Annotated in this window: 10 protein-coding genes; all 10 read right to left on the bottom strand. The window is 63.6% G+C overall.

Annotation, left to right across the window (positions count from 1 at the left end):
• Nucleotides 1-185: 185 nt before the first annotated feature.
• Nucleotides 186-1,163 (bottom strand): LysR family transcriptional regulator, encoded by a 978-nt coding sequence (locus M2400_RS32985; protein WP_259201375.1) that lies wholly within the window; start codon nucleotides 1,161-1,163, stop codon nucleotides 186-188.
• A gap of 52 nt (nucleotides 1,164-1,215) precedes the next feature.
• Nucleotides 1,216-2,151, bottom strand: a complete 936-nt coding sequence (locus tag M2400_RS32980) for a peptidylprolyl isomerase (RefSeq protein WP_259201374.1) — start codon at nucleotides 2,149-2,151, stop codon at nucleotides 1,216-1,218.
• On the bottom strand, nucleotides 2,148-2,636 hold the full coding sequence (locus tag M2400_RS32975) for a YbjN domain-containing protein (protein ID WP_177048993.1): 489 nt from the start codon (nucleotides 2,634-2,636) through the stop codon (nucleotides 2,148-2,150). Before M2400_RS32975 ends, M2400_RS32980 begins: the two co-directional genes overlap by 4 nt.
• Nucleotides 2,637-2,656: 20 nt before the next feature.
• Nucleotides 2,657-3,283, bottom strand: a complete 627-nt coding sequence (locus M2400_RS32970; protein WP_010173410.1) for a hypothetical protein — start codon at nucleotides 3,281-3,283, stop codon at nucleotides 2,657-2,659.
• Nucleotides 3,284-3,300: 17 nt separating this feature from the next.
• Nucleotides 3,301-5,004 carry a putative porin gene (locus M2400_RS32965; protein WP_177048995.1) on the bottom strand — a complete coding sequence of 568 codons (1,704 nt, stop codon included), beginning with the start codon at nucleotides 5,002-5,004 and terminating at the stop codon, nucleotides 3,301-3,303.
• A gap of 41 nt (nucleotides 5,005-5,045) precedes the next feature.
• Entirely contained in the window at nucleotides 5,046-5,753 is a 708-nt protein-coding gene (locus tag M2400_RS32960; protein ID WP_177048996.1) for an energy transducer TonB, read from the bottom strand.
• 3 nt (nucleotides 5,754-5,756) lie between these two features.
• Nucleotides 5,757-6,182: a biopolymer transporter ExbD gene (locus M2400_RS32955; protein WP_102606336.1), complete on the bottom strand. Its 426-nt coding sequence runs from the start codon at nucleotides 6,180-6,182 to the stop codon at nucleotides 5,757-5,759.
• 11 nt (nucleotides 6,183-6,193) lie between these two features.
• On the bottom strand, nucleotides 6,194-7,993 hold the full coding sequence (locus M2400_RS32950) for a DUF2341 domain-containing protein (RefSeq protein ID WP_259201373.1): 1,800 nt from the start codon (nucleotides 7,991-7,993) through the stop codon (nucleotides 6,194-6,196).
• Between the two features lie 24 nt (nucleotides 7,994-8,017).
• Nucleotides 8,018-9,562 (bottom strand): ShlB/FhaC/HecB family hemolysin secretion/activation protein, encoded by a 1,545-nt coding sequence (locus M2400_RS32945; RefSeq protein WP_405046232.1) that lies wholly within the window; start codon nucleotides 9,560-9,562, stop codon nucleotides 8,018-8,020.
• A 113-nt stretch (nucleotides 9,563-9,675) separates the two neighbouring features.
• On the bottom strand, nucleotides 9,676-10,269 hold the full coding sequence (locus M2400_RS32940; protein WP_177135174.1) for a transposase: 594 nt from the start codon (nucleotides 10,267-10,269) through the stop codon (nucleotides 9,676-9,678).
• Between the last annotated feature and the right edge of the window lie 289 nt (nucleotides 10,270-10,558).

The following is a 10,558-nucleotide window of genomic DNA, read 5'->3' as shown; positions in this document are numbered from 1 at the left end:
ACGGGGCAGGGACGCCCCGTCGCGGCGGCCCGCGGAGCAATGCCGGAGTGAGGGAACACCGAGCCTAGGCGAGGTGCCGACAGGCGGGGCAGAGCGTTTTGGTTACTTTGCCGCTTTTGCAAAGTGAATCGCTGTAAGAGCGAAACCATAAGCCGCCGTTACCTAAATAACGGATATGTACACAATCAATCAAACCACTCCCCCCTCTCCCGAAACGTATTCCGGATCATCTCCACCACCCACCCCACTTCCTGCGGATGCCGCACCTCAGCACTCACCCCCATCCACACCTGCCGCTGCATCCCCTCCAAAAACACCCCATCCAACGCCGTCAACCCACGGTCAAAACAACTCATATACCGCGGCAACAACCCAATGCACGCACTGCAACGAATCATCTCCAGCATCAGCGGATACGCCTGCACCTGCACCACCCCCGCCAAGCGCTGCTCCACCAGGCTGTTCCAGGGCCGCAACGCCTCCACCTGCCGGTCCGGCTGCCACTGCACCAACATGTAGTCCGCGAGGTCTTCAATGCTGTCAGGCCGCACCGCCAACCGCGAATAACGCTTGGCAATATGCGGCGAATAATCCAGCCGCGCCAACACCTGCGGCGCATCGATGGCAAAACTCGGCCCTGCCCCCGGCGACTCCATCCCCGATAACCACACCACCACATCCGCATCCAGCGCCTGCAACGCCAACTCGCTGTCGATGGAAATGATCTCCAGCCGCACACTCGCATTACGTCGCAGCAAGGCGATCAAATCACGCCCCAGAATGTCATGCAGGATCGACTCGGCAACCGCCAGCCGAATCAACGGTTGCTCCAGCACCGGCAGGCGCCGCTCATGGGCCAGGGCAATCAGTTGCGCCTGCAACTGCTGCCCCTCGCGGCTGAGCGCCAGGACATTGCCCTGGTAGCTGAACAGCGAGCGGCGCAGTTGCTCTTCCAGTTGCGCCAGGCGCTTGCGCAATTGCGTGGCCTTGATGTTGAGACTACGCGCAGCCTGCATGAAACAGCCACAGCGCGCGCTGATCAGGAAATACTGCGCCACCTCGGGCTCGATGGCGGCGGCCAGGGCCAGCCAGGCCTCGCGGGACTCGGTCAGCCCGCGATAAGGCGTGGTGCCGTGGGGTACAGCCGGGTCAAGAAATACCATGGGAGACTCCCTGTCTTGTGGGTACTGTGCATCCGATGCGGTCAGGCGTTTTTTACTCCAGCACCTTGTTCAGCTCGGCGCCGTCGATACTCAAGGTGGCGGTGTTGAGCATGCCCTCAAGGTAGGCCTTGGCAATTTGCTCCTGGCGTTGGGCCCGCAGGGCCTCGGTCAGGCGCTCGCGCAGTTCGTCCAGCGTCGCGGTACGCGCCGGTTGTTGCCCGGTGAGCTTGAGCACGTGAAACCCCGCCGCACTTTGCACCGGCTCCGAGACCGCGCCGGTCTTGAGCCGCGCCACCACACCGCGCATTTCGGGCACCAGTTGCTGCAATGGCTGCATGCCGGAATCGCCTCCGCGCCGGGCGCTGTCAGGGTCCTGGGAATATTGACTGGCCAGGGCGGCAAACTCGCCTGGCGATGCCTGCGCCTTGCGGCTCAACTCCTGGGCCTGACGACGCACGGTGTCGACGGCTTGCGCGTCCGTCACGGCGAGGAAAATCTGGCTGACCTGGTACAACGGCGGTGTCACCCACTGCGCCTTGCCGTTGTCATACGCCTGCTGCAGCTCGGCGGCGCTGGGATATTCGGCCGGCACCTGGCTGACCGACAACATGTAGTCGCGAAACACGATCTGCTCGGTGGCGGCACGGGTCTGCTGCTCAACTTCCGGGCGCTGACGCCAGCCCTGGGCATCGGCCTGTTCCAGCACAGCCTTTTGCGCCAGGCGCGAACGCAGCCAGGTTTCCAGCGCACCGCGGTTGCCGCGCAGTTGCTCGCGGGTTTGCGCCGGCAAGGTTGCCAGCACCGACTTGAGTTCAAACAGATCGATCTGCTGGTTGCCCAGACGCGCCACTGCCGTCCCGTCCTTCACGGCCACCGGCGCCGGTTGCTGGGCTGCGACCGGGTCACTGCCCGGTCGCAGGCTCAACCCCACCGCGACCGCCAGCACCACCAGGGCGCCGGCGCCGACCACAAGGGTTGGTTTCTTCACAGGGCAGGCGCCTCTTCGCGCGCGTCGACAGCCGGCGCGGCTTCGGCCTGGGCCTGAAGCTGGGCGGCTTGCTGGCTGTATTCACGCAGGTAGACGATAAATTCCTGCAGCAGGCGGTCCCACAGTTCCAGCTGGTTGCGCAGGTATGGGGCACCCACGCCCGCCGCCACCACATCCATCTCCATCAGCAGGAACTCACCCTGCAACGACAGCCGCGCAAAGCGGCGGGAGGCGTTCCACACTTGCGCCAGGCCGTCCGGCAACTCGCCCTGTACCCGCAGCGCGCAGCTGTAGGTGAAATCCACATAGCTGCCCTGCTCCGCCGCCGGGTTGCCGAAGCGCACGGCAAAGCCGATGCCCTGGCTCGCGCTGAGCAACTGCACGATGCCGTTCTGCTCGGTCTGGTTGACCCGGTAGCCGGCTTCCTGCAGCAGCTCGGTCAAGGCTTGCGGGGTAACGCTGGTGATCAGTTGTACGTCGCTCATAGTGGTCTCTTCCTTGTTGATCAATGATTAGTGACGGTCTGTGGAGCATCGAACCGATTAAGGTATAGACCATCACCAAAACCCTGGGCGAGTTCCTCGAACTTGACCCGGGTGCTGCTGGCGAACGGTTGGCGGATGCTCATCACGTCGGCCACGTCGATTTTTTCGTAGGCCGTCAGCAACTGCTGGGCCACGCCGTACATCTGTTGATTCTTGACTGAACATTGCTGCACTTGTGTGTCACGTTCCGTGAGTTGCGCCTGCAAACGTGCGCGCTCGGTCTCTTTGCCACGGGCGATCACCAGCAGGTCTTCGTAGGCCTTCTTGAACTTGCCCACCTGCTCGTTGCTGGCCGCCACCTGGGCCTGGGCCTGGCTGTGCAGATTCTGTTGCTGGCCCACCAATTGCTCGGCCACGCCGCGGGTCTTTTCCAGCTCGGCAGTCAGTTGCTTGATCTGCGCCTGGGCCTGTTTGGCCTGGGTTTCGGCAGCGATGCGCGCGGCACTGGCCTGGGCCTGCTCGCTTTGCAGCGCCTGCAACTGCTGGGTGGTGCTGCGCAGTTGGGTGCGCAGGCGCTCTTCCATACCTTCAGCCGAAGCGCCGGTGGTAATCAGCAGCAACAGCAGGCCGCAAATTCGCGTGTTCATGAGCGTTCTCCGGCGCGTCAAAAGCGCGTGTTGAGTTCCAGTTGCATGACATCCACTTCAAACGGCGCGCCGTACACTTCGGAGGCACTGAGCCAACGGGCGCTGGCGTAGATGTTCTTGTCGAGGCCGTAATTGGCGCCAATGAAATAGCCCTTGGCGTTGGTGCCGCCGAGGTGGAACGAGGAGTCGTTGAAGCCGTCCGGCAAGGCGTCTGGCTGGATGTACTTGTAGCCCGCCAGCACGTTCCAGTCGCCCTTCCTGCGCATCTCCAGCGCACTGCCGAGGGTGAACTGCACCAGCAACGCGTTGCCGCCACTTTCAAACTGGCCATCGCTGTTGATGTTGTTGACGATCTGGCCTTCGCTGCGCTTGAGCATCTCGCCCTTGTCGTAGGCCAGGTTGTGGATGAAGTTGGTCTGGCTGCGCAGCTTGAGGTCTTCCGGCAGCTCGCTGTCCCATGCCAGGTTGAGGTCCAGCACATTGAACTTGGAGGCCAGGCCGACGAATTGCGGTTGCGGGGTCAGGCCGGGCGTTGCCGGGTTGGGGGCGATGTCACGCAGCAGGAACACGCTGTTGCCCTTTTGCATAAACGCCAGGCGTGTGCCGTCGGTGTCACAGGCCGGCTGGCCGGACCACGGCGAGCAAGGGCTGGAGCGTTCGCCCTGGATGTCGCCAAAGTGGTAGTAGGCCATCGAGCCTTTCAGGCTGTTGCTGCGGTTGATCTTCCAGTCGGCGCCGATCTGCCCGCCGAACATCCATTTGTTTTCGCTCTCGTCCTTGTCGAAACCGTTGGTGGTGGCCGTGTCGGGGCTGTACTCCACCGGGAACGCGCCGAGGGTGCCGAACAGACCCCAGTCGCTGTTGAGCTTGTGGTTGAAGATCGCCGCCACACCGTCGAAGTTGAGGTCGCCGGAATACATCATGTCGGTGGAATAAAACGGGTTGGCGAAGCGCCCCGCCGTCAGGGTCATGTAGTCGGTGGTCTTCCAGGTGAGGTAGCCCTGGTCCAGCCAGATGTCTTTCTTGCCAAAGCCGCCCCCCAGGGTCTGGGTGGTGGACACCGGGTTGTTGTCGTTACCGGTGCCGAGGCGAATACCGGCGGTCCAGTCGGGCGAGATCACGGCTTTCATGCCCAGGCGGGCGCGCAGGCGGAACAGGTTTTCGCGGTCCTCGCGGGTGTTGAGCAACGGCGGCAATTGGGTGTTGGTGTTCTTGTTGACGTCGTAGGGCCCGCTTTGGTTGAGCTTGGCGTAGTCGACGATTTCGTTGCTGTTGTTGCCCGAGAAGTAGCGCGACTCATCCCGCAGGCGAATGTCGCCGTCGAAGCTGATGCGCGAGACCCAGTCCGGGAAGGTGTTGGGCTGGGCCCAGTTTTCCTGCTTGGCGGTGGCCATGACCTCGGCCTTGACCTGGTCGCGAATCTGGTCGCGTACCGCCGCCGGCACGTACTGCACGCGCACATCGCCGGGAGCCGCTGCCGGGCCGGTCGCCGCCACCGCTGTGGCTGCATTGGCCTGGCGGGCTTGCTGGGCTTCTTTCTCGGCCTGGGCGATCAGCCCGTCGGCCTGTTCCTGCTTGAGCACGCCTTGCTGCACCAGCAGGCGGATCAGGTTGACCGTGGCGTTTTCCGAAGGTGCGCCAGGGGCTGCCGTCGCCTGCCCGACCAGGGTCGCGATGACCATGCCGACCGCCAGGGTCAATCGATTCACGTGGGAAATCATCTGCACACAACTCCTGTAGAAAACTGCAAAAAAGGGTTCGATCAATCCGGGCGCCGGCCCTTGAGGGACAGGCGTACCGGCAGGGTCATTGAGGCGGGTGTGCGTTCCTTCAGGCGCGGGGTGGCACGCAAGGCCGCCAGCACCTGGGCGTCGGTCTCGGCGTCGCCGCTGGACTTGGCCAACTCCACGCGGGTTACCTCGCCGTCGGCGCTCAGCCACAGGTCGGCCTGCACCGTGTAGGCCTTCTTGCGCAGTTGCGGGTCTTCCCGCAGCAGGCGCTGGAACACCCCGGCCAGGTACTGCTTGAACGTGCCGGTGCCAAGCCCGCCGCCACCGGAGCCGGCCATGCCGCCGCCCTTGCCGGCACCGATGTTGAAACCGTCGTTGCCGGACTGCGCATCGCCGTCGATCTGCATCGGGTTGGCCAGGTCGTCCGCCGGTGAAGGCGGCGCTTCTTCCTCGGGCTTGACCTCGTCCGGGGTCGGCGTGGGTTCCGGTTCCGGGATTTTTTCCTGCACCTCGGGCTCGGGCTCCTTGGGTTTTTCCGGCGGCGGTGGTGGCGGTGGCGGCAACGGAATAATCGTCGGCACCTTGGGTGCTTCGCGGCGCACGCCACTCATGTCATTGGCCCACTGCCAGAGAAACCAGGCGGCCACGGCCCCCAGCAGCAGGCCGACGCCCCACTTCAGCGGGCGCAACGGCGGCTTGTTCTTGGCCGGCATCGGCGCGATCGGCATCTGTGCGGTCATGGTTCAGCCCTGATTCGGTTTGCCGGTGACCAGCCCGACCTGGGACAGCTCCAACCGGCGCAGCAAGTCGAGGACCTCGATGACCTTCTGGTACTGCACCATGGCGTCGCCGCGCACGATCACCGGGAAGTCCGGGTTCAACGCTTTCTCGATGCGCAGGCGTTCTTCCAGTTCAGGCAAGGTCACCGGGTAAGCATCGAGAAATACCTGGCCGCCATCGTTTACCGAAATGGCCTTGGTCTTGGCCTCCGACAGCGACACCGAGGCGCTGGCCTTGGGCAGGTGAATCTGGATCCCCGAGACCTGGGCGGTGGCGGTCAGGATAAACATCACCAACACCACCATCAGCACGTCCACCAGGGGCGTGATGTTGATGCTGTCGACGGGTGCGTCATCGTCATCGTCGTGGGAGGCATTCACGGAAGCCATGCTGATTCTCCTCAGGCCGGAACGTTGGCGTGGTGGTCGCGACGGTGCGCCGCTTCACTGCGCTGGCTCTCGCCGTGCATCTCCGCCAGGCGAGTGATGAACTCGTCGACGAACACCCGCATGTCGGCGCTGACTTCCTTGTTGCGGGTAATCAGGCGGTTGTAGCCAAACAGCGCGGGGATCGCGACAAACAGGCCCATGGCCGTGGCCAGCAAGGCCGCCGCCATGCCCGGGGCGATGGCGTTGATGTTCACGTCACCGGCCATCGCGGTGCCGAGGAACACCACCATGATCCCCAGCACGGTGCCGAGCAGGCCGATGTACGGGCCGCCGGCGATGGCGTTGGACAAGGTTGAAAGCTTGGCGCCGAGCAACTGGTTTTCCCGGGTACGCACACCGTCCATGGAGCAGCGGATGGCCTCGATGGTGGCCGCCGAAACCGACGAGGTATCGGCGCCCTGGGCGCGGCGGGTACGGATCTCCTTGACCGCCACCAGGTACAGGCGCCACAGCGAGGAATGGGTCAGGCGTTCGGCCAGCAATGCGTCGTCGTAGTACATCTCCAGGCGTGTGCCGATCTGCGCGAATTGCTCGCGGAAGATCTCGTTGGCCGCACTCACGCGGCTCACCTGGCGGTTCTTGCGGACCATGATGAACCACGACTGGACCATCATCCCCACCAGCACCAGGATGATCACCCAGGCATCCACCGGCACGGCCTTGAGCAGGAAACCCAGGCTGCCGAAACCGAAGCCCGACTGTTCCTCATCCACGCCATAGGCCACCAGTTTCGACTCGGCACCCTGGGCCGTGGCATCGGCCAGCAACAGGGCGGCCGGGCGTGCGACCTTGGACAGACGCAGCTCGTCCATGGCCCCGGTAAACGGCAGGTGGCCACTGGCGGCTTCCGGCAGATCGGCACCGATGGCCAGCTGCGAATTGAACGCCGGCATCGCCACGGCGAGGCTCGCGGTTTCACGGCCATTGACGTACAGCGAAACCTTGTCGCCCTCGGCGGTGAACGCCAGGTGCTGCCACTGGCCCGGGTTCAGCGGTTGGGTCGAGACCGCGCGCTGGCCGTCGATTTCGATAAATGGCATGCCCTGGTTCATGCCCAGCAACAGGCTGTGGGCGCCCTCGCGACGGGCCATGACCACTTGCTCGCCGCTGGCCTGGTCGACCCGCAACCAGGCGCTGAAGGTAAACGCGCCGCCCGCTGCGTGTTGCAGTGATGGGCTGGCCGGTAACAGCAATGGCTGGCCACCGAATTGCAGCGCGCGGCCGATCACACCGTCGATGCTCGCACCGGTGGCGTTCACGGCGGTGTTGCCGTAGGCCGTGGTGTCCCGGGGCGGCGTGCCGTTGGCACCGTCAAAGTGATAGAGCGCGGTGTAGTTCGGGTCGAAGGTCAGCTGGCCGTTGGCGGTGGACGGAGCCTTCTGGTTGCCGTAGTACATCCACAGGTCCTGGCGCTGGCCGCCTTCCACCTTGGGCACGTCGACCCAGATCAGCGCCATGCCCATCAGCGGGTCGAAGCTTTCGATCTGGTGGTTGAACACGGTCTTGTCGTCGGCACTGACAAAGCGCAGGTCGGCGCCGTCGTCCTTGACCCCGTCAAAGGTGAAATTGCCGGTGTGCAGGCGCACCAGCAAGGCGGTGCGGCCCAGGGCCTGGTTGATGCCGGCGCCCTGGGAAGTGGTGTCCACCGTGATCTGTTTACGGTAGTGCCAATCGTCCTGCCACCAGGCATGGGCGGTGGCCGGGAGCGCGAAGCCCAGGCAGATCAACAGGCTCAGAAATAGGCGTTGCATGTAAGGAGTCTCCGAAAAAAGGGGTCAGAAAGTCGCCTGCACACTGAAGTGCAGTCGCGAGTCCTGTTTCTGGGTGTTTGGGCCATCGAGCAGCGGGTAGCCCCAATCCAGGCTGCCGGACAACCACTTGCTCAAACTGGCGCGGGTGCCCAGGCCGACACTGGCCAGGCTGTATTCGTCTTCCTGCTCGGGCAGCGGGTCATGCAGGCGCAGGCGCGCGCCTTCGGCAAACGCGTAGAAGCGCCACTCCTGCACGTAGCTGCCGAGGAACTTGGCCAGGGACGGCGTGCGCAGTTCCTGGGACAGCAGGTAGCCTTCGTCGCCGGTGCGCTCGGCGGCGAGATAACCGCGCACCGAGGTGGCGCCGCCGGCGGAATATTGCTCGTTGGACACCAGCGGCCCCGAGGCCAGCTGGAAGCCGGCCTTGGACGCCGACTGCCAGTCGTTGCCGAAGGTGTAGGTGTAATTCAGGTCGCCCTTGAGCACGGCGAAACTGGGGCTGGCCTTGTCGCGCTTGTACTGGAACTCTTCGGCGTCGCTGCCGTAGCCAAAAAACGCGCGGGTGCCGACTATCAGGTTCAAGCCCAGGCCCAGTTGGGACTGCTCGGTGTAGCGGTAGCCGTTGTAGCCGAAGGTCAGCGGTGCGTACTTGAGCGGAATGTCGTCGGTGCTGCCGCCAAACTTCATCTGTTCCTTGAAGTCCTTGAAGTCCACACCGGCCGAGAACGAGTTGGCCCAGTTGCCGCTGGCCGGCAGGCTGTAGATCGCCGCCACGCCGTAGGAATGGCCTTTGCCCAACACGTTGCTGCCGCCGATGGTGGCGATGTTGCTGTCGGACTGGTAGCCGGAGAACTGCAGGCTCCAGCGATCACTCAGCGGCGCGGTGTAGGAGCCCGACCAGACCTTGGCGTTGTCGCTGTCCTGGGGCGCCGTAAAGTAGGTCAGGGAAATGCTGTGGCCCCGTTGCCAGAGGTTGTCGTAACCCAGGGTGGCGACACTGCGCAGTTCCTTGGTGTCGGCGCTGTAGTCGTTGTTCAGGCCGAGGCTGGCGTGCCACGGGTTCTGGTCTTCCACCTGCAGGTCGACGTCCATGGTGCCGGGGCGCTGGCCTTCGCGAACCAGCGGCGTGACCTGGCGCCCGACGCCGCGATTGAGGCCGGCGAGTTGGGTTTGCACGCTGGCGAAATCCGGTACGGCGCCCTCCTTCAGGCCCGGCACTTCGTCGCGGATTTCCACCGGCGAATAATGTTTGGCGCCTACCACACGGACGCGGCCGACCTTGGTCTCGCTGACTTGCAGGTAGACGATGCCGTCGTCGACCTTCTGCTCCGGCAGTTCGACAAACACCGACTGATAGCCGCGTTCCTGATAGATCTTCTGCAAGGCATCCCGGGCGCCTTCGATATCGGCCAGGGTCTTTTGCGGGCCCAGAAACGGGTACACCGCTTCTTCGATCGCGCGGGCGTCGAGCACGGTATTGCCGCGCACGAAGTACTCGTTGACGTCCACCAGCCGTGCCGGAGCTTCGGGCTGGGCGCCCTGCTCTTCGGCCTGTACCGGTTGCGCCAGCGCGCCCAGCGTCAGCCAGCACAGCGCCAGCGTTGATTTGAACAGATGCTCCACACCGCCCCCTGGTTTACTCAAGATGATTGCCGTCGCCGTTTGCCCGGCGTTTGGCCTGTTCAATTGCTGGATATCGAGGTGTTGCCGTGCCGTGCGAGCCAGGTGTGCAGCAGGGCGAAGTTCAGGGAGAACTCCGGCATGTGCAGCAAGGCGCCGCAGAACACTTCGCCGATGATTTTCTGGATCAGTTGCACCGCCCGTGGGTTGTCCAGGAACGTGGCGATGTCGCGTTGCAGGAGGTTGATGCCCCAGACTTTCTGGTTCAGGTCGAGGCCGACGAACCAGCGGAACAGCAGGTTGTAGTTGAGTTGTTCGTGCAGTTGCTGTTCGTTGGGGACCGAGTACAGGAGTTGCAGCAGCAGGATCTGCAAGACGGTCTGGGGGGCGATCTGGGTGCCGGGTTCGGCCTGGAGCAGGTCGCGGTGGTGGTCGAGGATGTCGTCGATCTGCGGGCGCAGCAGGACCAGTGAATGGCCTGCGGGGATGTAGCTGGAGACTTCCTTGAGCGCGCCTTGCCAGTCGTCCTGGGAGACGATCCATACCCACGGTGCGCCATAGCGGTAGACCGAGACCGGTTTTTTGCGCGCGGCTTCGACGATCTTTGACAGGCGCTGGTCGAGCTCCTGCATGCCGACTTTCGAATAACGTTCCATAGTTCCCATTCGCCCCACTCCTGGCATCCTGCTTACGGCTTTGGCATCGCCTGTTTTGGCGTTGTTGAGCGCGTTACATAGCCAAGACCGGGGGCACCGGGGACTACCGAACTTTTGTCATAAAAGCTTCTTTTTTTGGGTGGGGGTGGTGGTAGTGGTGGTGTGGGCATATCCGTTATTCAGGTAACGGCCACTATGGGTTCCGCTCTTACAGCGGCTCACTTTTGAAGAGCGCAAAAGTAAGCAAAACGCTCTTGCCCCACCACTCGGCACCTCGCCTAGGCTCGGT

The organism is Pseudomonas sp. BIGb0558 (genome assembly GCF_024807515.1).
Classification (GTDB): Bacteria; Pseudomonadota; Gammaproteobacteria; order Pseudomonadales; family Pseudomonadaceae; genus Aquipseudomonas; species Aquipseudomonas yamanorum_A.
Note: the sequence above shows the minus strand (reverse complement) of the source record. Positions and strands in the feature narration are given on the sequence as shown.

Excerpts from the sequence above, each read along its gene's own strand:
- M2400_RS32985 (WP_259201375.1), bottom strand. The coding sequence starts at position 1,163 with ATGGTATTTCTTGACCCGGCTGTACCCCACGGCACCACGCCTTATCGC.
- M2400_RS32975 (WP_177048993.1), bottom strand. The coding sequence starts at position 2,636 with ATGAGCGACGTACAACTGATCACCAGCGTTACCCCGCAAGCCTTGACC.
- M2400_RS32970 (WP_010173410.1), bottom strand. The coding sequence starts at position 3,283 with ATGAACACGCGAATTTGCGGCCTGCTGTTGCTGCTGATTACCACCGGC.
- M2400_RS32965 (WP_177048995.1), bottom strand. The coding sequence starts at position 5,004 with ATGATTTCCCACGTGAATCGATTGACCCTGGCGGTCGGCATGGTCATC.
- M2400_RS32960 (WP_177048996.1), bottom strand. The coding sequence starts at position 5,753 with ATGACCGCACAGATGCCGATCGCGCCGATGCCGGCCAAGAACAAGCCG.
- M2400_RS32955 (WP_102606336.1), bottom strand. The coding sequence starts at position 6,182 with ATGGCTTCCGTGAATGCCTCCCACGACGATGACGATGACGCACCCGTC.
- M2400_RS32950 (WP_259201373.1), bottom strand. The coding sequence starts at position 7,993 with ATGCAACGCCTATTTCTGAGCCTGTTGATCTGCCTGGGCTTCGCGCTC.
- M2400_RS32940 (WP_177135174.1), bottom strand. The coding sequence starts at position 10,269 with ATGGAACGTTATTCGAAAGTCGGCATGCAGGAGCTCGACCAGCGCCTG.